This window comes from Deltaproteobacteria bacterium PRO3 (assembly GCA_030263375.1).
Classification (GTDB): Bacteria; UBA10199; UBA10199; order DSSB01; family DSSB01; genus DSSB01.
The window spans coordinates 17,010-38,182 of the sequence record SZOV01000015.1 but is presented as its reverse complement, the minus strand read 5'-3'; the positions used below and the strand labels follow the sequence as shown (position 1 = coordinate 38,182).

The following is a 21,173-nucleotide window of genomic DNA, read 5'->3' as shown; positions in this document are numbered from 1 at the left end:
TTGCTTTTTGCGGCCAATCGTGTCAAATGGCCCGCGCATTCCAAAAAAATCCCAGATCGTCGAGGTCTAGTTGAGTTCAAGGTCCATCGATCTTGTCGCGGAGGCCGGTCTAAGCTCGGGGGAGCCCGCCTTCGCCCTGACGGATGAAACCGTCGCCGTTCCCTTCGAATTCGGAGACGCCCCCGAGCGCCCCGAGGCCTCGATGCCCCCCGCCCAATGCCAAGTGCTCGCCATCGCGAGCGGGAAGGGCGGCACCGGCAAGACCACTTTCACCACCAACCTTGCGATCAGCCTGGCCCAGCGCGGCCTGCGCGTCTTGATCGTCGACGCCGACTTCGGCCTGGCCAACGACCACCTCTTGCTCGGCCTCGAGCCGCAGGGCGACATCGGCGACGTTTTGGCGGGGCGCAAGGGCCTCCGCGAGGTGATCCTGCCCGGCCCCGGCGGGGTGAAGCTTTTGCCCGGCGGGATGGGCTCGAGCCGGCTTTCCAACCTCGAGCCCTACGAGATCGCCATCCTGGCCCGCGAGCTCGCCTGCCTCGAGCCGGACTACGACATGGTCCTGGTCGACTTGGCCGCGGGGATTTCCCCGGCCAATCTGCAATGGATGAAGCCCGCCCACGACCGTATCGTCGTCACCAACCCCGAGGTTACCGCCTTGATCGACGCCTACGGTCTGGTCAAGTGCCTCGCCCAGGACGACGGCGCGCCGGCCCGCGAGCTAAACGTCGTGATGAACCGGGTGCGCGACGAGACCGAATTTCAGCAATCGATGAAAAAGCTCCGGCAAGTCGTCGCCAAGCACCTCTCGGGCGTGAGGCTCAACAGCCTGGGCTACATCCCCTTCGACCGCTACCTGCTGCACTCCATCGCGATCCAAAGGCCGGCCGTGCTCTCGCACCCCAAGGCCTTCGTCACCGCCTGCCTGCGCGGCATCGAGGCCAAGCTCTTCGTGCGCTACCGGGCCTGGGAGAAACGGCAGTGCCGCGACGCGGACATTCCTTCCTACTTCGCGAAGCTCGAGCGGCAGGCCCATGAGTAAGAAATTTTGGCAGCGCGAACCGGTCTCCAAGATGTTGAAGCGGCCCAAGAAGGCGCTGAAGAAGACCTTTCAGGTCGTGCGCGGCCGCCGCGACGAGCTGGAGGCCCTGCGCGAGGCGGTTCCGGCCTGTTTGTCCAAATTGGAGCGCGGTCTCGAGGCGGTGGACCGGGACTTCCCGATCCGCGAGGGTCAAGGGTGCGTCGACTGGGTGGCCCTGCATCCCTCCGGCGAGCTGGTATTTCTTTGGGTGAAGCGGCGCTGTGACGCCGAGACCGTCTCCAAGCTTCTCCCGGACTACGACTGGATCCAACGCAACCGGGCGCTGTGGCCCCATCTCTTTCCCCAGGTCTTGGAAAATCGCTCCCTCCTGATGAAGGTCTGGATCCTCGCCCTCGAGATCGATCCCGACGTCCGCTATCTCCTGAGCTATTTGAACGGCGTGCGGGTGAGCCTCTTCCATGGACGGGCCGAGGCCGCGGGCGGATGGCGCTTCACCGCTTGGGAGGAGTTTCAAAAGACCTTGGCGAAGCCGCCGATCCTGCCTTCGTCGCCTGTGCCGTTTCCGGTCGCTGTCTCGGAGCCACGCTTGGAGGAACCCGCAGCGGTCAAGCCGGAGGCGCCGGCCCTGCTCAGCCGCGAGGAGATCCAGGACCTGATCTCCCTGTCGCCGGTCGAGGACTTCCGCCAGGAAGACGAGATCACCGATCCCTTCTATGAGCTGGGCCTGCCGAAGGCTTAGTGATTGATCTTTCTCTAAAATCCGTCTAAGCCCAAAAACCATGAAGGGTCTCTCGGTCATCGTGCTCGCGGCGGGAAATTCCACCCGGCTCAAGTCCCGGCTCACCAAGGTCCTGCACCCCCTCTGCGGCCGGCCGCTCATCGATTACGTCCTCGACACCGCGCAATCGGTTCAGCCGCGGAAGATCGCCGTCGTCCTCGGCAACGACCGCGACAAGGTCGAGGCGCGGCTGCGGGGCCGCAAGGGGCTGGTCTTTGCTCATCAGAAAGAGCGGCGCGGGACCGCCCACGCCGTCCAAGTCGGGCTCAAGGCCCTGGGAAATTTCTCCGGCCACGTCCTCATCTTGAGCGGCGACGTCCCGCTGCTGCGGCCCGAGACGCTCAAGCGCCTGTTGCGCCTGGGCGCGGCGCGGCCGCTCTCGTTGGTCACCTCGGTGGTCGCCAATCCCTTCGGCTACGGGCGTATCCTGCGCGACGGCGAGGGGCGCATTTACGGAATCGTCGAGGAGAAGAACGCGAGCCCCGAGGAGCGCCAGATCAACGAGATCAACGCGGGCATCTACTGCGCCGAGGCGGGCTTTTTGCGCAAGGCCCTGGCGCAGATCCGGCCGGATCCTGTGAAGAAGGAATATTACCTGACTGACGTCGTCGGTTGCGCGGCCCGGCAGGGGATTCCCGTGCATAGCGTCTCGGTCTCCGACGGCGCCGAGATCCTGCGAGGCAATACCCGCGGCGAGCTCGCCTATCTCCAAAAGATACGCAACCAAGAGCTGGTCGGTGCCCACCTCGAGAACGGCGTCGGCATGCAGGACCCCGACGCTGTCTACGTGGACGCGGGCGTCAAGATCGGCGAGGACAGTTTTCTTTCGGCCGGGGTGCATCTGATCGGCAACACGCGCCTGGGCAAGGGCTGCGTGGTGGGACCGGGCTGCGTCCTGATCGACGCGACGGTGGGCGACGGCGTGACCTTGAAGGCCTACACCCATCTCGAGGACTGCCAAGTCAAGGCGGGGGCGGTGGTCGGGCCCTACGCGCGGGTGCGCCCCGGCAGCTTGATCGACGCCGAGGCCCACGTCGGCAACTTCGTCGAATTAAAAAAGACGCGGCTGGGAAAGGGCAGCAAGGCCAACCACCTCAGCTACCTGGGCGACGCGGTGATCGGGAAGGGCGTCAACGTGGGCGCCGGGACCATCACTTGCAATTACGACGGGAAGAACAAATTCCAGACGGTTTTGGCCGACGGGGTTTTCATCGGAAGCGACACCCAGCTGGTGGCGCCCGTGAAGGTGGGGAAGGGTGCCTACGTTGGCGCGGGCACCACGGTGACGCGGGACGTCCCGCCGGGGGCCCTGGCGATTTCGCGGGTTCCGCAGAAGAACATTCAGGGGTATAAGAAGAAGTTCCGGAAGGATTAGGTCCTACCCATATGTGCGGCATCGTCGGATACATCGGAGGTAAACCCGCGGCGGAGATCCTGCTCGACGGCCTCTCGCGCCTCGAGTACCGCGGCTACGACTCGGCGGGCATCGCCGTAGTCGCCGGCGACCGCCTGCAGATCCTGCGTTCCCAGGGCAAGCTCGCCAAGCTTCGCGAGCTGGTCCAGGCGAAGGGCCCCGAGGGCAGCCTCGGCATCGGCCACACGCGCTGGGCGACCCACGGCCGGCCCAGCGAGGCCAACGCCCACCCGCACCGCTACGGGAAGGTCACGGTCGTCCACAACGGCATCATCGAAAATTTCACCGAGCTCCGCGAGGCCCTGCTCAAGAAGGGGCACCACTTCTCCTCCGAGACCGACACCGAGATCATCGCTCACCTCATCGACGAAGAGCTGGGTCCTCGTACGCCGACGGTCCAGGCCTTCCGCAAGGCCCTCCATCGGCTGCGCGGCTCCTTCGCGGTGGCGATGCTCTGCGAGGGCGAGCCGGGGACCCTCTACGCCGCCCGCAGCGGCAGCCCGCTGGTCCTGGGCTTGGGCGAGGGCGAGAATTACGTCGCCAGCGACGTACCCGCGCTGTTGCCCTACACGAAGCGCGTCGTCTTCCTCGAGGACGGCGAGGTCGCCGTCCTCGACCGCAAGGGCGTCCAGGTCCAAGACCTAAGCGGCAAGGCGGTGCGCCGCGAGGCCAAGACGATCACCTGGACCCTCGCGATGGCCGAGAAGGCCGGCTACAAGCACTTCATGCTCAAAGAGATCTTCGAGCAGCCCCGGGCCCTGGCCGACACCCTGCGCGGGCATCTCGACCTGGTGAAGTCCAACGTCTACGGCGACGGGGCGGCCGAGCTGTTCAAGTCGAAGGCCGAGATCGAAAAAGTCGACAAGATCTACCTGGTCGCCTGCGGCACCAGCTGGCACGCGGCCCTGGTCGGCAAGTATTTCCTCGAGCGCGACCTGAAGACCCTGGTGATGGTCGAGCAGGCCAGCGAGTTCCGCTACCGCGACCCCATCCTCGACAAGCGCAGCCTGGTGGTGGCGATCAGCCAGTCGGGCGAGACCGCCGACACCCTCACCGCCATCCGCAACGCCAAGGCCAAGGGGGCCAAGGTCCTGGCCATCACCAACGTCGTCGACAGCTCGATCGCCCGGGAGAGCGACGCGGTACTCTACACCTACACCGGCCCCGAGATCGGCGTGGCCGCGACCAAGACCTTCACCGCCCAGATCGTCACCCTGCACCTGGTGGGCCTGCTCTTGGGGCGGAAGAAGGGGACCTTTAAGAAGGAGGACGCCGAGGCCTTCCTGCACGAGCTCCTCGAGGTGCCCGGCAAGATCGAGGAGGTGCTCAAGCAGTCCGAGGCCATCCGCGAGCTGGCCCTGAAGTACGCCCACAGCGACGACTGTCTCTTCATCGGCCGCGGGCCCCAGTTTCCGATTGCCCTGGAAGGCGCCTTGAAGCTCAAGGAGATCTCCTACCTCCACGCCGAGGGCTATCCGGCGGGCGAGCTCAAGCATGGGCCCATCGCCTTGATCGACCACGGCTCGCCGGTGGTCGCGATCGCCCTGAAAGACGAGTACTACGAGAAGATGGCCTCCAACATCCAAGAGGTCCTCTCGCGCCAGGCCGCGGTGCTCGCCCTGGCGACCGAGGGCGACAAGAAGATCCGCGAGCTGACCGGCGACGTGATCTATCTGCCCAAGGCCCATCCGCTATTGACCCCCATTCTCAGCGCCGTGCCCCTGCAGCTCTTCGCTTACTATATTGCCGACCATCGCGGTCACGACGTCGACCAACCCCGCAACCTGGCTAAGAGCGTGACGGTGGAATGAAGGCGCTCAAGGAACAAGGTCCGCAACTGATCGGTTTGGGTCTGTTCGTGGGTGTCTTGTCCGGCCTGGCGGCGGTGTTTTACCGCTGGCTGATCGGGTTCATGCAGGATGGTTTTTTCGGCGGAGTCGAAAACCCTTTCACCGCGGTGGTTTTGGCGCCGGGGTGGCGAAGAATCCTGATGCCGGCATTGGGAGGTTTGCTTGTCGGCTTGGCGGCGAAGTTCCTTCTCAAGAAGGAAGGGGCTTCCCATGGGGTGCCCGACGTCATGGAAGCGATGCAATTCGGGAAACCGCTTCCGAAAAGAGTCATATTGTTGCGCGCCCTGACTTCCGCGTTGACCATCGGAAGCGGGGGATCTTCCGGCAGGGAGGGGCCTATCGCCCACATCGGAGCCACGGTAGGATCGGCTGTAAGCAGCCTGCTGAAAAAGAAAGGAGAATTGGCCAAGACGATCATTAGTTGCGGGGCCGCGGGCGGGATCGCGGCTACCTTTAACGCTCCGATTACCGGCGCGATCTTCGCTCTAGAGATTTTTCACGGCGACGTAGCCGTCCGTCATTTCACGCCGATCGTGATTTCCTCGGTCATTGCCACCGTCGTCTCAAACGCTCTCCTCCAGGAGGTGTCGGGGTTTCCGGCCCTAACCAGCGGGGCCTTCTCCTTTCACCTCAAGAGCGCCTGGGAAATTCCCATCTATATGGCCATGGCTCTCTTGATCGCCGGTGCCTGCATGCTGTTCATGATTTGTCTGGAGCGCTTCGAAGAAGGTTTTTCGCGCTTAAAGATGCCCAGTTTCCTCAAGCCCATGCTGGGGGGCTTTCTTCTGGCCTTGATCGCCTATTATTTTCCCCAACTTCACGGGTTCAGCAATTATCCCACGGTCAACGCCGTTTTCGAAGGGCAATACCTTTGGTATTTCATCGCCGCCTTAGGAATATTGAAAATGGTCGCCACTTCCCTAACCCTGGGCTCGGGCGGGACGGGAGGCGTTTTTGCTCCTTGCCTCTTCATAGGCGCGATGATCGGTAATACCTTCGGATACGGAGCCCATCGGCTATTCCCAGAATCGACCGCGACGGCCGGTAGTTACGCCTTGGTTGGCATGGGAGCCCTCATGGCCGGGGTGACGGGGGCCCCTTTGACCTCGGTGATCCTTATATTCGAGCTGAGCGGGAAATACAGCATTGTCCTGCCGTTGATGATCACCTGCGCGATCAGCACCATCCTCGTCCAAATCGTCATGAAGGGTTCGGTTTTCACTCGTTCGTTGATCAAAAAGGGCGTTTTCTACGGTGAAAGACGCAACGTACTGCGCAGGAAGCGGGTTCGCGAAATTCTCAGGGCTGATTTTTTGTCGGTATCGCCTCAGACCAGACTGAGGGAGCTTCTCGCTCTCTTGCCCAATTCGAAACAGTATGCTTATCCCGTTCTCGGTCCGGACGGTGGTTTGGTGGGGATCGTGTCTTTGCAGGACTTTCAGGCCGTCGTTTTCGAAGAAGAGGTGGCCGACGTGGTCGTGGTCGGAGATATCATGACCCGGGAAGTTCTGACGGTCACGCCCGAAAACACCCTCGAGGAAGCGTTACTGAAAATCGGAGACGAGAATATCGAATATCTGCCGGTCCTGGAAGGAGGCGAGTCCCGCAAGGTGCTGGGACTCGTCTCGCGAAGGGACATATTGTCTTGCTATAACCGTGAAATCCGGGAATCCGTCGAAGCCGCGAGTCCAATATGAACTTGAACCATCTCAATCCCCAACAGCGCGAGGCGGTGCTGACCGTCGACGGACCCCTCTTGCTCTTCGCCGGCGCTGGCAGCGGCAAGACACGAGTCTTGGTGCACCGCATCGCCCACCTGATCCGCGAGAAGCGGGTGAGCCCCTGGAACATCCTCGCCGTCACCTTCACCAACAAGGCGGCCGGAGAGATGAAGGAGCGGGTCGCCGGCCTGCTGGGGCAGCGCGCCGACGACACCTGGATCTCGACCTTTCATTCCGCCGGCGTGCGGATTCTGCGCAAGCACGCCAACCGGCTCGACTACGGCGAGAGCTTCGTCATCTACGACGACGGCGACCAGATGACCCTGATCAAGGAATGCCTCGAGGAGCTGAAGCTCAACCCCAAGATCTTCAACCCTCGGGCGGTCGAATCCCGGATCGACGCGGCGAAGAACGAACTGATCGAGCCCGCGGCCTATCCCGTCGAGGACTTCTTCAACGAGCAGGTCGCCCGGGTCTACGAGCTCTACGCCAAGAAATTGAAGGCCAACAACGCGGTGGACTTCGGCGACCTGCTGCTGCTCCCGGTCAAGCTCTTCGAGGGCCATCCCGAGGTGCTGCAGGCCTATCGCGACCGCCTCCATTACCTGATGGTCGACGAGTACCAAGACACCAACCGCGCCCAGTACCGGCTCATCCAGCTGCTGGCCGGCGAGCGGCAAAATCTCTGCGTGGTGGGCGACGACGACCAGTCCATCTACCGCTGGCGCGGGGCCGACGTGCGCAACATCCTCGATTTCGAGAAAGATTTTCCCAACGCGACCGTCATCAAGCTGGAGCAGAATTACCGCTCGACGAAGAACATCCTCAAGGCCGCCGGCGAGGTGGTCCGGCGCATCGCCCACCGCAAGGACAAGACCCTCTGGACCGAGAACGAGGCCGGCGAGCGCATCGTCTACTACACCGGCCGCACCGACAAAGAGGAGGCCGCCTTCGTCGTCCAGCAGATCCAGCGGCTGCGCGAGGCCGGGGACTTGCGGTTGGCGGATTTCGCCGTCTTCTACCGCACCAACGCCCAGTCCCGGGTCTTCGAAGACGAGCTGCGCCGGCAGAATATTCCTTACGTCATCTACGGCGGCACCCGCTTCTACGACCGCATGGAGATCAAGGACATCCTGAGCTACCTCTGGGTTTTGGCCAATCCGGCCGACGGCCTGCACTTGCGGCGCATCATCAACGTGCCGGGGCGCGGCATCGGCAAGGTGACGGTGGAGAAGCTCGAGCAATTCGCGGCCCAGCGGGGCTTGTCGTTCTTCGACGCGCTGCCGCTGGCGGGGGAGGCGGGGGTGACGGGCACGACCGCCAAGAAGATCCTCGCCTTCCACCAGCTCCTGCTCAACCTGCAGGCCATGATGAAGGGCGAGCGCCTCTCGCACTTCGTCCAGACCCTGATCGAGCGCAGCGGCTATCTGGAAGAGCTGCGCGCCGAGGACACCCTTGAGGCCGAAGGCCGTATCGAGAACCTCGAGGAATTGGTCAACGTCGTCGCCGACTACGAGGCCGGAACGACCGAGCCCAGCCTGCAAGGCTTCCTCGACCAGGTCTCGCTGGTCAGCGACATCGACAAGTTGGACGACAAGAGCCAGGCCCTGCCGCTGATGACCCTGCACCTGGCGAAGGGCCTCGAGTTCGACGTGGTCTTCTTCGTCGGGATGGAGGAGGGCCTGTTGCCGCACATTCGCTCCTTGGACACCCCCGAGGAAATGGACGAGGAGCGGCGCCTCACCTACGTCGGCATGACGCGGGCCCGCAAGCGCCTCTTCCTCTGCAACGCCGAGCGGCGGCGTGTCTTCGGCAACGAGCAGTTCAACCTGCCTTCGCGCTTCCTCGAGGACGTCCCAACGGAGCTGCTCGAGCGCATCGAGCCCCCTCCCTCGGATTGGGGTCGGGACGATTATCGCGACGACGACGAGGACCTGCCGCGGGCCACCTGGCTGAAGGCCCCCGCCAAGCCCAAGGAAGATCCCAGCAACCCCTACAAGGTGGGCGCCAAGGTGAGGCACCCCGTCTTCGGCGTCGGCACCATCCAGCTCTGCGAGGGCGGGGCGGACGACCGGAAGGTCACGGTGGCCTTCCAGTCGGGCGACCGCAAGAAGCTGCTCGCGAAATTTTCCAATCTCACCATCCTTGGCTAGGTCTTGCAAACAGGTTACACTGGCGGCAGCGATGGATTCCGTCGAAAAAACCGTCTCCCGCGCCTTGGCCGCCCATCCCGGGTGGATGAGCGCCGCTTTTTTGCAGGCGGTCACCGGAATCGAAGGCTCGGCCCTCGAGGGTGCGCTGCATTCCCTGCTGGCCGAGGATAAGGCGCTGCGCAGCGGGGGCGAGCCGCCCTATTGGCGCTGGGCCGATCCCGGCGCGGCGGAATCGGTCTTGCGAGAAATTTCCGACGAGGAGCGCGTCGCCCTTCACCGCAGGCTCTTCGACTACATGGCCTCGCAACAAGACACCGACACCCTGGCCGGGCTCCTGGCCCATCACGCCGAGCGCGCCGGCCTGGGGACGGAGAGCTTCCTCTGGAACCTGCGCAGCGGCCAAGTCCTTTCCGCCGCCGGCCAGTTCGAAGAGGCCCGCAAGTATTTGCAGCGCGCCTTGAGCTTCGCCGCCGACGGCAACCAGGCGGCGCAGGCGGGCCGCCAACTGGGCAACCTCGACTGCCACCTCGGGCGCTTCGACGCAGCGGAAGCCCCGTACCGGGCGGCGTTGCAGGCCTTGGACGGCACCAAGGACTCGGCCGCCTGGGTGCGCACCGCGCAAAGTCTCGCGGCGGCCTTGGTCGAGCAGGGAAAGTACGGCGAGGCCTTGGGGTTGCTCGAGCAATGCCGGGGGCGCCTCGCCGGCGAGCAGCTGCCGCTCGAGCAGACGGTCATCCGGCTGCACATGACGCAGGTCTTTATCGGCATGGGGCTGATGCGCGAAGCGGACGCCTCGCTCAAGAAGGTGCGCGGGCTGCTCGCCGCGCCCGAACTCTCCCGTTTGGCGCCCTACGAGCAGCTCCTGCAGGGCAAGCTCGAGATCGTCCTGGGCCGGATGGCCGCGGCCTTCCGCATCTTCGAGGACGCGGCGCGCGGCTTCGAGGCCCAGGGCGACCTGGCCGGCAAGCTCGAGGTCCTGCTTTCGATCTCCGCCCCGCTCATGGAGCATTACCTGATCCGCGAGGCCCAATCGCTCATCGACCAGGTCTCGGCCTGGGAAGACCTGAAGGGCTATCCGGCCCTCGAGCATTCGGTGTACTTGTGTCGTTTCTCGCTGGGCGCCTTTTCGGGAAAATGGGTGCAGGACGACCTCCACCTGCTTTCCCACGAGGGGGAGAAGCTCGGCCGCGCCGAGGATTGGCTTCAGTTCTGGTTCCACATGAGCCTCGCCGCGCGGCGTTTGAAAGAGTTCGGTTCCGCCGAGGCCTTTTTGCAAAAGGCCCGTGCCGTCGTCGAGCGCATCGCCTCGGGCCTCGGCGCCGAGCAGCGGGAGAGCTTTCTGCGCCGCCCCGACATCGCTCGGATCTGGCGCCTGAGCGCCCCGCGCGAGGCGGTTTCCCCGCGGGAGCAAAAAGTGCGCGCCCGCCGCAGCCTCCCTGGCGCCGGCCCCGCCGAGGTGGCCACTCTGGCGCCTCCCACCTCCGAGAAAAACGAAAAATAATTTAACTCCGCAAAGGCCCGCCGGGTCTGTGCGCGCGGGGCACGTCACGACACCAACCATCCTTGGAGGAACGATGCTTTCGACCTTACGACGCATTTCATGTACAGCTTTTGCCCTCGGCGCCTTGGCGGGCGGACTCTCGGCCTGTGGAGGCGGGGAGGGAGGCGGCAACGGCGCCTTCGCCGACGCCAAGACCCTCACCACCTTCGGGACCGCCAGCCCGGCGGCCGACTTTGCCGCGAGCGGCAAGTTCAACGTCAACTTCGTCGTCGCCGACGCGGCGGGCAATCCCATCCTGGCCCTCGAGGAGAGTTCCCGGCTCAGCCCGCGGCTGCGCCTGGCCCTCATGAATCTGATCATCCGCCAAGCGATGGCGGCGACCGGTGATATTCAATGCTTCATCGACCAGCCGGCGGGACTCACCTGCAACTTGAGCAACCTGAGCTCCCAGGCCCCGCAGGCCGCCGACGACAGCAAGCTCGGCGTCGGCATCCTGTTGGACAGCAGCGGCAGCATGGCGATCAGCGATCCCGCGGGCCTGCGCAAGGAGGCGGCGGGCGACTTCCTCGACATCCTAAGCCAGAAATCCCAAGAAAACCTCTTCGCGGCCTACGACTTCACCACCTCGGGCCTGGGCTGGGATCCCACCAACCCGCCTTACAGCTATACCCGAGTGCTGGCGGATTGGGCCGCGGCGATCGACGCCAACGTCGCGAATGCCAAGACCGAGATCAATGCCAAGGTCGGGGACTTCGGCTCGACGCCGCTCTTCGCCTCGGCCACCGAGCTTTGCCAGCGCTTCGGTCAAAATACCGCCGGTGCGCAGCAACTGCCCTCGGATTTCGTGAAGTCGCTCCTGCTGCTTTCCGACGGCGACAACACCGACGCGGGCACGGTCGAGGACGTGGTCAACTGCCTGCAAGCCAATGACGTCATCGCCAACGTGGTCGGCTTGGGCACGGGCTTCTCCGTCCAGGGCCTGGCCGATCTGCAGACGATCGCCAATGCCAAGGGCGGGATCTTCGCGAAGGCCGAGACCGCCGACGCCTTGACGCCGATCTTCCAAGCCGTCGCCGGTGCGGCGACCGAGGGCTTCAACATCGCCGAGTTCGTCCTCAGCGATCCCTCCGCCTGCATCGGCACGGTCGAAGGCCGCATGGCGATCGAAGGTACCGGCCTGAGCGGGAACTTCAGCTTCGTCTGCCCTTAAGGCGGGATTTTTTGGGTAAGGGTCTCAAGGCCCCGCCGCGGCGGGGCCTTTTTTTTCGGACCGGGGCGGAGCCCCGATTTTTCACCGCCAGCCGGCGGAGCAGCTCGCGGCGCATCAGCCGGACGTCGGGCTTCAGGCCCGTCCAAATTTCGAAGGCCAGCGCTCCTTGGAAGACCAGCATCCCCTCGCCGGTATGGATGGGATGTCCGCGCCGTTTGGCCGCCTTCAAGAAGGGCGTCATGCGAGGGGTATAGACAATGTCGCTCACCAGGGCCCGGCGCGGGAGCTTCTCCCAGGGAAAATCCACGAAGGAGGTGCCGCCCAGGCCCACCCGCGTCGTGTTGATCAGCAGGTCGCAGCTTTTCAAGGCGGACTCCAAGTCCTTTCCCTCCAGGGGGCAGGCCAGAAGTTTGGACTTCGGCAAGCGGAAGGCGAGCTCGCGCGCCAGCTGCTCGGCGCGCTTGGGCGTACGGTTGGCGACGGTGACGGAGCGGGCGCGGGCTAGGCTCAAGACCACCGCGAGGGCGCGGGCCGCCCCGCCGGCGCCCAGGATGACGACGCGCTTGCCGCGCGGGTCGAATTTCTTGTCGGCGTGCAGGCTCATCAGGTAGCCCGCGCCGTCGGTGTTGAAGCCGACCAGCTCGCCGTCGCGGTTGACGACGGTGTTGACCGCCCCGATCAGCTCGGCCTCGTAGGCCAGGCGATGGAGGTGGGGGAGGACGGCCTCTTTATGGGGCACCGTCACGTTGAATCCCGCCAGGCCCCGCGCCTTGCCCTTCAGGAAGGCCTCCAATTTTTCGGGTCGGACCCGCAGGGCCTCGTAGCGGTAGGGGGCGCCGCGCTTGCGCAGGGCGGCGTTGTGCATGGCCGGGGACAGGGAATGGGAGATGGGGTCGCCGATCACGGCCAGTTTGTGGACCTTGGTCTTGGGCATGGGGTTAATGTAGGGAGTCGGTGGCTCCCACGGCAAGGATTTTGTATTGACCGAAATAGGGCCTTGGATTACTGGGAACGGACGTGTTTTTCCCGCCTCGCGGCGACGCCACGTATGGGTAAGTACCGACGGAGGTTCCATGCAAGCGGTCGTTCGCAAATCTTCCTATCTCATCTATTTTCTCACCGCGCAGCTCTTGCTGCCCCCGGGCCTTTGGGCGAAGGCAAGTCCCGCGGCGGGCGCTTCGCCGGCCAAGCTCAAGGTCGGCGTCGTCGAGCTCTACGACGGCAAGGTCAAGCCCGAGGCGGTCGAGAAGGTCGCCGACACCATGCGCGACGAGCTGACGCGACAGAGCGGCTTCGAGGTCCTGCCCAAGCCGGCCACTTACGCCTTCTTCGAATCTTCCCCTAACCTGTCCGGTTCGGGCGGCGATACCCTGGGCCTCAACCGCTATCTCGACCAAGCCAAGGAGTTCTACAAGACCTTCAACTTCAAGGAAGGTATCGCCCTGCTCGAAAGCACGACGCAGGGCTATCGCTCGGCCAAGGGCGCCCTGACCGATCCCTTCTTGCTGACCGACGCCTACCTGATGCTGGGCAATATCCACCTGGGCAACAACGACCCGAAGCGGGCCCAAGAGGCCTTTCAGGAGGCGGTGCGCCTCGACCCCGAGCGCGAGATCACCGAGCTGCAGTACCCGCCCAAGACGGTCGCCCTCTTTCAGAAGGCCCGCGCCGAGTTTTTGAAAAAGGCGAAGTCCGCGTCTCTCGAGATCCAGTCCTCGCCCGCCAAGGTCGAGGCGATCCTCAACGGCAATCCCAAGGGGACGACGCCGCTGAAGCTCGAGCGCTGGACGGTGGGCGAGCACTTCGTGATCCTGCGCGCGCCCGGTTACAAGCCTCAGGCCATGAAATTGAACCTCAAGCCCGAGGGCCTGCGCGAAAAGCTCTCCCTCGAGAAGGTCTCCGATCCTTCCGTAAACCGCCACGGCCTGACCGTCGCCTCCCTCTCCGACGTCGACGAGCAGGTCCGGCTGGGCGGGGCGGTCGGGAAGGCCCTGCGCCTCGACAAGGTGGTTCTGGTCAGCGTCGAGGAGATCGGCTGGAACAACAAGATCTCCGCGCGGATGATCGACATCAAGTACCAAGCCTCGCACAAAAACCAGTCGGTCGAGGTCTTGGACCTGCCCAAGGACACCCGGTCGGCCGCCAACCACATCGCGAAAGACTTAAACGAGGCCGCCCGGGTCGACCTCGCCAAAGACCCCAAGAAATACGCCGACAGCGACGTGATCGTCATCGGCACCAAGAAGAAGAAATCCATCTGGAAGAGCCCCTGGCTTTGGGGCCTGGTCGGCGTGGCCGTGGCGGGCGGGGCTACCGGCGCCTTGCTGCTGGGCAAGGGTGGCGGGAGCGCCGCGTCGGACAACAACGCGACAGTGTCGATCAGCGGGTCCAGCGGCAGGGCGCCGTAAAAGAGCGGAATTATTTCCCCGACGGCGCCGGCGGCAGGGGCTGCAAAGGCTGCAAGGTCGTTCCGCTTCCCGTATTTCCCCCGCTGGGTGCGGGTTGCGTCGGCGCGGAGCTCCCCGAGGCCGTGCCCAAGGGCGGGGTCGGGTCTTTCAACGTTTGACCCTCCAAGGGAGGCAGCTTCGAGGCCGCTGGCGGGGGCGGCTTCGAGGTGCCGGGGGCGCTTTCTTGGCCGGTGACCTTGCCTTCGGCGCTATGGATCATCTGGAGGAGCGTCTCTTGGGCTTGGATATGGCTGAGCTGAGTCCTCAGCTGGTTGGCCTCGGTGTCGTTGGGATTGATCGCCAAGGCCATTTTTAGCAGCTCCATCGCCCTTTGGTTGTTCTTCTCCTTGGCATAAGACTTGGCCACCTCCCGATAGACCACCGCGAGGATCTGCGGCGGCGCCTTGCTGGTGTCCTGGGCCAGGGCCTTGTCGAAGAATTCCACCGCCGCCTTCGTGTCCCCCTTCTTCGCGTAGAGAAATCCCACCATGTAATAGAGGCCGAAGCTCGGCGTGCCCACCGCCGCGGCGCGCACTAGGTAGGGAAAGGCCTCGTCGAAGCGCTTGGCCTGAAAGAGGGCGCGGCCGTAACTCTCGAAGATGTCCTTCTGGTAGGGGTGCAGGACCTCGAGCTTGCCGAGCTTCTCCTCCGCCAGCTGGTAGTACTGCAGGGCGGTGTAGGGCGTGCCGGCCACCTCCGAGCAGACGGCGAGCTTGTAATAGACCAGGGCGTCCTGGCATTGGGCGGCGATGGCCTGTTTCAGGGCCGTCATGGCCTCCTCGCAGTTCTGCCGGTCGTAGGCGGCGAAGCCCTGCTGGACGTAGTCGTTCCACTGTTTGCTGGCGTGACCGTATTTCTTGTAAAATTCGAAGTCTTGGGACTGAGCGCGGGCCGGCGCCGCGACCAGCGCACTTGAGAAAAAGACCAATAATATAAAGAGGTTTTTGGAAAAGGCTCGGCTCATAAAACTCCTGTTGTCATCATAGCACGAGCATGCTAGGGGGAAAAACCCTTTAATTTCGAGGTCCTTCCCTAAGACGGCGCCTCGGGCTTCAAGGTTTCAACCAAATTCACACACGGCTTCCGCCCAAAGTCCAAGCCTCGGGTGTCCCGCGAGGGATCAGGGAAGGACGAAGGAGGCCGTGGAGGCATAACCCGAAAGGAAAAATATGAATAACGTCTCGATGCAGGACCTGCTCGAAGCAGGCATGCACTTCGGCCACCTCACCCGCCGCTGGAATCCCAAAATGAAGCCCTTCATCTACGGGGTCCGCAACGGCGTCCACATCATCGACCTCTCCAAGACCGTCAAGCTGTTCCGCGAGGCCCTCGACTTCATCGCCGAGGCCGTCGGCAACGGCAGCGACATCCTCTTCGTCGGCACCAAGAAGCAGGCGCAGGACGTCATCGAGGAAGAGGCCAAGCGCTGCGGCATGTACTACGTCACCAACCGCTGGCTGGGCGGCACGCTGACCAACTTCCGCACCATCAAGTCCTCGATCGACCGGCTCAAGGATCTGCAGAAAAAGAAAGAGGATGGAACTTTTGCCGTTCTTTCCAAGAAAGAAATTTTGATGATCGATCGCGAGATCGAGAAGCTGCAGCGCTCGCTGGGCGGCATCCAAGACATGACCCGGCTTCCCGGCGTGATGGTCGTGATCGACCCCAACCTCGAGCACATCGCGTTGCACGAGGCCAACGTCTTGGGCATTCCCATCGTGGCCCTGGGCGACACCAATTGCGATCCCGATCCCATCGACCACCTGGTGCCCGGCAACGACGACGCCCTACGTTCGATCAAGCTCTTCGTCAGCGCGGTCGCCGACAAGGTTCTCGAGGGACTGCGTCTCCGCGAGGCCCAGGCCCGCCGCGGCGGCCAAGAGCGCGGCGACGAGGAGAAGCCCTCCGTCCGCGAGGCGAAGGGCGAGAAGGCCTCCGCCTATGTCGGCCGCGGCGACGCCGCCGCCGGCGAGGAGGAGATCGAGGAGGGCAGCTACAGCGCCCGCGTCGAGCCCGAGGCCGCTCCCGAAGCCAAACCCGAGACCGAAGAGTAATTCGCGGGGGCGGGCCCAAACGGGCCGCCCCGTTTTTCGCGCGGTTCGCACAAGTCCGCGCCAACCGATTCAGGAGTTCCCTATGGCAGAAATCACCGCAAAAATGGTCCAAGAGCTGCGCGAGAAGACCGGCGCAGGGATGATGGATTGCAAGAAGGCCCTCAACGAAAGCGGGGGCGACATGGAAAAGGCCGTCGAACACCTGCGCAAGGCGGGCATGGCCTCGGCCGGCAAGAAGGCCGGGCGCCTGGCCAGCGAGGGCCTGGTCGACGTCGCCGTCGAAGGCAACGTGGCGGCCATCGTCGAGGTCAACTCCGAGACCGACTTCGTCGCCAAGACCCCCGACTTCCAAAACTTCGTGAAGGGCGTCGCCCAACATGTGGCCAAGCAGAGGCCGGCCGACCTCGCGGCGCTGCTGCAGCAGACGCCCGCCGGCGCCGCCTCCAACTACGAAACCCTGACCAAGGAGCTGGTCGCCAAGATCGGCGAGAACATCTCCATCCGTCGCTTCGCGATCCTTCAGGCCCAGCCCAACGAGAAATTCGGCGCCTACCTGCACATGGGCAACAAGATCGGCGCCCTCGTCAAGGTGCAGGGCGAGGCCGCCAAGCTGGGCGACGAGCTGCTCAAGGACCTGGCGATGCACGTGGCCGCCTCGGCCCCGCGCTTCGTCCACCGCGAGCAGATCCCCGAGGACGTCAAGGCCAAGGAACGCGAGATCTACCTGGCCCAGCTCGCCGACAGCGGCAAGCCCAAGGAGATGCTCGAGAAGATCGTCGAGGGCAAGTTGGGCAAGTTCGCCGCCGAGGTCTGTTTCCAAGAGCAGGCCTTCATCAAAGACCCCAGCGGCAAGAAATCCGTATTGAAGCACTTGCAAGAGAGCGATCCTTCCGCGCGCATCGTCGAGTTCGTCCGCTTCCAGGTGGGCGAGGGGATGGCCAAGAAAGAAGAAGACTTCGCGGCCGAGGTCGCGAAGCAGCTCGGAAAATAATCCCATGGCGAAACCCGCATACAAACGCATCCTGCTCAAGCTCAGCGGCGAGTCCCTGATGGGCAGCGAGGGTTACGGCATCAACTCCCAAGTGGTCGGCGCGATCGCCGAGGAGCTGAAAGACCTGACCGCGCTCGGCATCGAGATCGCCATCGTCATCGGCGGCGGCAACATCTTCCGCGGGATGGGCGGCGAGAAAGAAGGTATCGACCGCGCGACCGGCGACTACATGGGCATGCTGGCGACGGTCATGAACGCCATGGCGCTGCAGAATTTCCTCGAGAAGACCGGGGTCTTCACGCGGGTGCTCTCCGCCATCGAGATCCACCAGCTGGTCGAGCCCTACATCCGCCGCCGCGCCGTCCGGCACCTCGAGAAGGGCCGCGTCGTCATTTTCGCGGCCGGCACCGGCAACCCCTTCTTTACCACCGACACGGCCGCGGCGTTGCGCGCCGTCGAGATCGGCGCCGACGTCATCATGAAGGGCACCAAGGTCGACGGCGTCTACGACAGCGACCCCAAGCTCAACCCCGGCGCCAAGCGCTTCAACTCGCTCACTTATCTCGACGTCCTCAATAAAAACCTTAAGGTGATGGATTCGACCGCGATCTCGCTGTGCATGGACAATAAGATGCCGATCGTGGTCTTCGACCTCTTTCAAAAAGGCAACATCCGCAAGGTCGTCCTGGGAGAAAACATCGGAACGACCGTCGTCTAGGAGAATACGCATGTCGCATCCCGTGTTGAACAAGTCCAAAGATCGCATGGAAAAATGCCTGGCCGCTTTCCGCGGCGAGCTCGCCAAAGTCCGCACCGGTCGGGCCTCGACCTCGATGCTCGATGACATCCGCGTCGACTATTACGGAACGCCGACACCTCTCAACCAGGTCGGCACGCTCAGCGTCCCCGAGCCGCGCATGATCACGATCAGCCCCTGGGACGCCACCGCGATTCCGCTGATCGAGAAGGCGATCATCAAGTCCGACCTGGGCCTCACCCCGGCCAACGACGGCAAGCTGATCCGCATCCCCATCCCCGCGCTCAACGAGGAGCGCCGCAAGGAGATGGTCAAGCTCGCGCGCAAGTACGGCGAAGAGGCCAAGGTCGCCATCCGCCACGTCCGCCGCGAGGCCTTGGACGAGCTCAAGGCCCTCGAGAAGGACAAGAAGATGCCCGAGGACGAGGCCAAACACCTGGGGACCGAGGTGCAGAAGCTCACCGACTCCTACGTGAAGAAGGTCGACGAGTCCCTCGAGCACAAAGAAAAAGAAGTGATGGAAGTCTGAGTGGATAAAGCCAAGCTCCCACGGCACATCGCCATCATCATGGACGGAAACGGGCGTTGGGCCCGGAATCGCGACCTGCCGCGACTCGAGGGGCACCGCCGCGGCAGCGAGACCGTCGAGGGCATCGTCGAGGCCTGCCGCGAGATCGGCATCGAGTACCTCACCCTCTACGCCTTCAGCCAAGAAAACTGGAATCGCCCCTCCGACGAGGTCCTGGGCCTGATGGACCTACTGAAGCACTTCCTGGTGGCGAAGCGCCCCAAGCTGATCAAAAACGACATCCGCCTGCGGGTGATCGGTCAGATCGACCGTCTGCCCGAGGGGGTCTTGCGCGAATTGACCAAGACCATCGCCGAGACCCGGCACTGCGAGAAGATGACCCTGGTGCTGGCGCTCAGCTACAGCTCGCGCAGCGAGCTGACCGAGCTGGTCAACCAGATGGTTCGCAGCGCCCTGGCCGAGGGCGACGCCTCCCGCGTCATCCGCGAGGACGAGCTCGACCGTCAGCTTTACACCGAGGGGCTGCCCGACCCCGACCTCCTGATCCGCACCAGCGGCGAGCACCGCATCAGCAATTTCCTACTCTGGCAGATGGCCTACACCGAGCTGTATTTTACCGACACCCTCTGGCCGGACTTCAACCGGCAGGAGCTCGAGGAGGCGATCCGCGAGTACCAAAGCCGCGAGCGACGCTTCGGCCTCACCACCGAGCAGGTGCGGGCGACTTTATAGGAAAAGCGACGATTCTATGTGGACACGAATCATCACCGGCGTCATCCTCGCGGCCGCGGTCATCCTGCTGATCCTCTACCTGCCCGCGGTCCCGCTGAAGGCGGTCATCGCGGCGATCGTCGCGCTGGCCGCCCACGAGTGCGCGCGTATGATCCTGCCGGCGCATCCCTCCAGCTCGCCGGCCTTCGCGACGCTATTGGCCTTGGGCCTTGCGGTCGCGGCGATGTTCGGACCCCGCGATTTCGCGACGCTGGTCGTCGCGGTGCCCGCGGCCCTGATGGCGAGCTTCGTCTTCTATCTCTGGCATCGCCATTCGATCGAGGTGGTGCTGGGGCAGGTGGCCTCCACCTTCCTGACGGCGGTCTACTGCGGCCTGCTGCTGTCCTTTTTGGGTCTGATCCGCGACCTTCCCGACGGCCCGCTCTGGCTCTTCCTGGTCCTGGGCTCGACCTTCGGGGCCGACACGGGCGCTTATATCGCCGGACGCCTCTTCGGGCGGCACAAGCTCGCCCCCCACATCTCGCCGGGGAAGACCGTCGAGGGACTCCTCGGCGGCATCGTCATGAGCGTCCTCTGGGCCCTGGCCTGCCGGGTCTTCATCTCGAGCCAGATCCGCATCCAAGACTGCCTGATCGTCGGCGTCGGCGTGGGGTTGATCGGGCCGCTGGGGGATCTCTCCGAGTCGCTGCTCAAGCGCAGCGTCGGCGTCAAGGACAGCGGGAACCTCATCCCCGGCCACGGCGGACTGCTCGACCGGATCGACGCATTGCTTTTCACCTCGCCGATCGTCTATTACTATGCGGCGTACTGGAGATCCTGAATGAAGAAAATCGCCCTTTTGGGTTCCACCGGCTCGATCGGCACCTCCACCCTCGACGTGGTCCGGCGCAACCCGCAGCAGCTTCAAGTCGTGGCCATGGCCTGCGGACGCAACGTCGAGCGGGTGCTCGAGCAGATTCGCGAATTCAGTCCTTCTTTGGTTTCGGTGACGGCCGAGGCCGACGCCGTGCGGCTTCGCGAGGCGTTGGGCGCCGAGGCCCCGGAAATTCTTTGGGGCCGCGAGGGCTCGGTGCGCGTCGCGACCCATCCAGAGGCCCAGACGGTCGTGTCGGCCATCGTCGGCGCCGCCGGCCTCGAGCCCACCTACGCCGCGATCCAGGCGAAGAAGGACATCGCGCTCGCCAACAAAGAGACCATGGTGGTGGCCGGCGAATTCATGAACGCCGCCGCCCGGCAGCGGGGCGTCAAGATCTTCCCCGTCGACAGCGAGCACTCCGCGATCTTCCAGTGTCTGAACGGCGAGGACCCCAAGCGCATCCGCCGGCTCATCCTGACGGCCAGCGGAGGGCCTTTTCTCAACAAGCCCAAAGAGGAATTTGCGAGCATCACCGTCGAGCAGGCCTTGAAGCACCCCAACTGGTCGATGGGCGCCAAGATCACCATCGACTCGGCCACCCTGATGAACAAGGGCCTCGAGCTGATCGAGGCCCGCTGGCTCTTCGACGTCGCGCCCGAGGCCCTGGCGGTCTGCGTGCACCCGCAGAGCATCATCCATTCGATGGTCGAGTTTCAGGACAGCTCGGTGATGGCCCAGCTGGGCCTGCCCGACATGCGGGTGCCGATCGCCTACGCGCTCAGCTACCCCGACCGGCTGCCCAACGACCTGCCCTCGCTCGACCTGACGCAGCTGGCGGGCCTGACCTTCTTCCAGCCCGACGAGGAGAAGTTTCCCTGCCTCAAATTGGCCAAGCGGGCGATGGCGGAGGGCGGCACGATGCCGGCGGTGCTCAACGCCGCCAACGAGGTGGCGGTACAGCAATTTTTGGACCGCAAGATCTCCTTTTTGCAGATCCCCAAGGTGGTGGAAGAGACCCTGCAGGGCCACGCGCGCGTAACGCCCAAGTCCCTCGAGGAGATCGTCGCCGTCGACCAGTGGGCCCGACAGCGGGCTTCGGAGCTGGCGGCGGCCTGAGAAGAGAAGAATTAGATAGGAT

The 21,173-nt window shown here is 64.0% G+C and carries 18 protein-coding genes; 16 read left to right on the top strand and 2 right to left on the bottom strand.

What is annotated here, in order from left to right:
* Nucleotides 1-70 precede the first annotated feature (70 nt).
* The 8 genes from FBR05_04420 to FBR05_04385 all read left to right on the top strand — a co-directional run bounded on the left by FBR05_04420 (nt 71) and on the right by FBR05_04385 (nt 11,669).
* Complete coding sequence (locus FBR05_04420) at nt 71-1,042, top strand: MinD/ParA family protein (protein MDL1871430.1); 972 nt, start codon at nt 71-73, stop codon at nt 1,040-1,042.
* A complete protein-coding gene (locus tag FBR05_04415) occupies nt 1,035-1,781 on the top strand; it encodes a hypothetical protein (GenBank protein MDL1871429.1) in 747 nt (248 codons plus the stop codon). Before FBR05_04420 ends, FBR05_04415 begins: the two co-directional genes overlap by 8 nt.
* A 40-nt stretch (nt 1,782-1,821) precedes the next feature.
* A complete protein-coding gene (gene glmU, locus FBR05_04410; protein ID MDL1871428.1) occupies nt 1,822-3,195 on the top strand; it encodes a UDP-N-acetylglucosamine diphosphorylase/glucosamine-1-phosphate N-acetyltransferase in 1,374 nt (457 codons plus the stop codon).
* An 11-nt stretch (nt 3,196-3,206) separates the two neighbouring features.
* Nucleotides 3,207-5,045 (top strand): glutamine--fructose-6-phosphate transaminase (isomerizing), encoded by a 1,839-nt coding sequence (glmS, locus tag FBR05_04405; protein ID MDL1871427.1) that lies wholly within the window; start codon nt 3,207-3,209, stop codon nt 5,043-5,045.
* Entirely contained in the window at nt 5,042-6,781 is a 1,740-nt protein-coding gene (locus tag FBR05_04400) for a chloride channel protein (protein ID MDL1871426.1), read from the top strand. Before glmS ends, FBR05_04400 begins: the two co-directional genes overlap by 4 nt.
* Nucleotides 6,778-8,958, top strand: a complete 2,181-nt coding sequence (gene pcrA, locus FBR05_04395) for a DNA helicase PcrA (protein MDL1871425.1) — start codon at nt 6,778-6,780, stop codon at nt 8,956-8,958. The genes FBR05_04400 and pcrA overlap by 4 nt, the downstream gene beginning before the upstream one ends.
* A 31-nt stretch (nt 8,959-8,989) precedes the next feature.
* Entirely contained in the window at nt 8,990-10,459 is a 1,470-nt protein-coding gene (locus FBR05_04390) for a hypothetical protein (GenBank protein ID MDL1871424.1), read from the top strand.
* Nucleotides 10,460-10,532: 73 nt separating this feature from the next.
* Nucleotides 10,533-11,669 (top strand): VWA domain-containing protein, encoded by a 1,137-nt coding sequence (locus tag FBR05_04385; protein ID MDL1871423.1) that lies wholly within the window; start codon nt 10,533-10,535, stop codon nt 11,667-11,669.
* Here FBR05_04385 and FBR05_04380 read toward each other — a convergent pair.
* Nucleotides 11,650-12,744 (bottom strand): shikimate dehydrogenase, encoded by a 1,095-nt coding sequence (locus FBR05_04380; protein MDL1871422.1) that lies wholly within the window; start codon nt 12,742-12,744, stop codon nt 11,650-11,652. The two genes, FBR05_04385 and FBR05_04380, sit on opposite strands and share 20 nt — an antisense overlap.
* Here FBR05_04380 and FBR05_04375 point away from each other — a divergent pair.
* Nucleotides 12,743-14,077, top strand: coding sequence for a PEGA domain-containing protein (locus tag FBR05_04375; protein ID MDL1871421.1), 1,335 nt, complete (start codon nt 12,743-12,745; stop codon nt 14,075-14,077). The two genes, FBR05_04380 and FBR05_04375, sit on opposite strands and share 2 nt — an antisense overlap.
* Nucleotides 14,078-14,087: 10 nt before the next feature.
* Here FBR05_04375 and FBR05_04370 read toward each other — a convergent pair whose 3' ends face one another.
* Nucleotides 14,088-15,080: a tetratricopeptide repeat protein gene (locus FBR05_04370; GenBank protein ID MDL1871420.1), complete on the bottom strand. Its 993-nt coding sequence runs from the start codon at nt 15,078-15,080 to the stop codon at nt 14,088-14,090.
* A 205-nt stretch (nt 15,081-15,285) separates the two neighbouring features.
* On the opposite strand from FBR05_04370, the gene rpsB reads away from it, so the two are divergent.
* The 7 genes from rpsB to FBR05_04335 all read left to right on the top strand — a co-directional run bounded on the left by rpsB (nt 15,286) and on the right by FBR05_04335 (nt 21,151).
* Complete coding sequence (gene rpsB, locus FBR05_04365; protein MDL1871419.1) at nt 15,286-16,170, top strand: 30S ribosomal protein S2; 885 nt, start codon at nt 15,286-15,288, stop codon at nt 16,168-16,170.
* Nucleotides 16,171-16,252: 82 nt separating this feature from the next.
* Nucleotides 16,253-17,161, top strand: a complete 909-nt coding sequence (locus FBR05_04360; protein ID MDL1871418.1) for an elongation factor Ts — start codon at nt 16,253-16,255, stop codon at nt 17,159-17,161.
* Between the two features lie 4 nt (nt 17,162-17,165).
* On the top strand, nt 17,166-17,879 hold the full coding sequence (locus FBR05_04355) for a UMP kinase (GenBank protein MDL1871417.1): 714 nt from the start codon (nt 17,166-17,168) through the stop codon (nt 17,877-17,879).
* Nucleotides 17,880-17,889: 10 nt separating this feature from the next.
* Nucleotides 17,890-18,447 (top strand): ribosome recycling factor, encoded by a 558-nt coding sequence (locus tag FBR05_04350; GenBank protein ID MDL1871416.1) that lies wholly within the window; start codon nt 17,890-17,892, stop codon nt 18,445-18,447.
* A gap of 39 nt (nt 18,448-18,486) precedes the next feature.
* Nucleotides 18,487-19,179 (top strand): di-trans,poly-cis-decaprenylcistransferase, encoded by a 693-nt coding sequence (gene uppS, locus FBR05_04345; protein MDL1871415.1) that lies wholly within the window; start codon nt 18,487-18,489, stop codon nt 19,177-19,179.
* Between the two features lie 16 nt (nt 19,180-19,195).
* Nucleotides 19,196-19,999, top strand: a complete 804-nt coding sequence (locus tag FBR05_04340; protein ID MDL1871414.1) for a phosphatidate cytidylyltransferase — start codon at nt 19,196-19,198, stop codon at nt 19,997-19,999.
* Entirely contained in the window at nt 20,000-21,151 is a 1,152-nt protein-coding gene (locus tag FBR05_04335) for a 1-deoxy-D-xylulose-5-phosphate reductoisomerase (protein MDL1871413.1), read from the top strand.
* Nucleotides 21,152-21,173: the final 22 nt, after the last annotated feature.

What these genes read in the sequence shown, in the direction of transcription:
- FBR05_04360 (MDL1871418.1), top strand. Translation starts at nt 16,253, where the DNA reads ATGGCAGAAATCACCGCAAAAATGGTCCAAGAGCTGCGCGAGAAGACC.
- pcrA (MDL1871425.1), top strand. Translation starts at nt 6,778, where the DNA reads ATGAACTTGAACCATCTCAATCCCCAACAGCGCGAGGCGGTGCTGACC.
- FBR05_04350 (MDL1871416.1), top strand. Translation starts at nt 17,890, where the DNA reads ATGTCGCATCCCGTGTTGAACAAGTCCAAAGATCGCATGGAAAAATGC.
- glmS (MDL1871427.1), top strand. Translation starts at nt 3,207, where the DNA reads ATGTGCGGCATCGTCGGATACATCGGAGGTAAACCCGCGGCGGAGATC.
- FBR05_04355 (MDL1871417.1), top strand. Translation starts at nt 17,166, where the DNA reads ATGGCGAAACCCGCATACAAACGCATCCTGCTCAAGCTCAGCGGCGAG.
- FBR05_04375 (MDL1871421.1), top strand. Translation starts at nt 12,743, where the DNA reads ATGCAAGCGGTCGTTCGCAAATCTTCCTATCTCATCTATTTTCTCACC.
- FBR05_04385 (MDL1871423.1), top strand. Translation starts at nt 10,533, where the DNA reads ATGCTTTCGACCTTACGACGCATTTCATGTACAGCTTTTGCCCTCGGC.
- FBR05_04335 (MDL1871413.1), top strand. Translation starts at nt 20,000, where the DNA reads ATGAAGAAAATCGCCCTTTTGGGTTCCACCGGCTCGATCGGCACCTCC.
- FBR05_04390 (MDL1871424.1), top strand. Translation starts at nt 8,990, where the DNA reads ATGGATTCCGTCGAAAAAACCGTCTCCCGCGCCTTGGCCGCCCATCCC.
- FBR05_04340 (MDL1871414.1), top strand. Translation starts at nt 19,196, where the DNA reads ATGTGGACACGAATCATCACCGGCGTCATCCTCGCGGCCGCGGTCATC.
- FBR05_04415 (MDL1871429.1), top strand. Translation starts at nt 1,035, where the DNA reads ATGAGTAAGAAATTTTGGCAGCGCGAACCGGTCTCCAAGATGTTGAAG.
- FBR05_04400 (MDL1871426.1), top strand. Translation starts at nt 5,042, where the DNA reads ATGAAGGCGCTCAAGGAACAAGGTCCGCAACTGATCGGTTTGGGTCTG.
- uppS (MDL1871415.1), top strand. Translation starts at nt 18,487, where the DNA reads ATGGACGGAAACGGGCGTTGGGCCCGGAATCGCGACCTGCCGCGACTC.
- FBR05_04380 (MDL1871422.1), bottom strand. Translation starts at nt 12,744, where the DNA reads ATGGAACCTCCGTCGGTACTTACCCATACGTGGCGTCGCCGCGAGGCG.
- FBR05_04370 (MDL1871420.1), bottom strand. Translation starts at nt 15,080, where the DNA reads ATGAGCCGAGCCTTTTCCAAAAACCTCTTTATATTATTGGTCTTTTTC.
- glmU (MDL1871428.1), top strand. Translation starts at nt 1,822, where the DNA reads ATGAAGGGTCTCTCGGTCATCGTGCTCGCGGCGGGAAATTCCACCCGG.
- rpsB (MDL1871419.1), top strand. Translation starts at nt 15,286, where the DNA reads ATGAATAACGTCTCGATGCAGGACCTGCTCGAAGCAGGCATGCACTTC.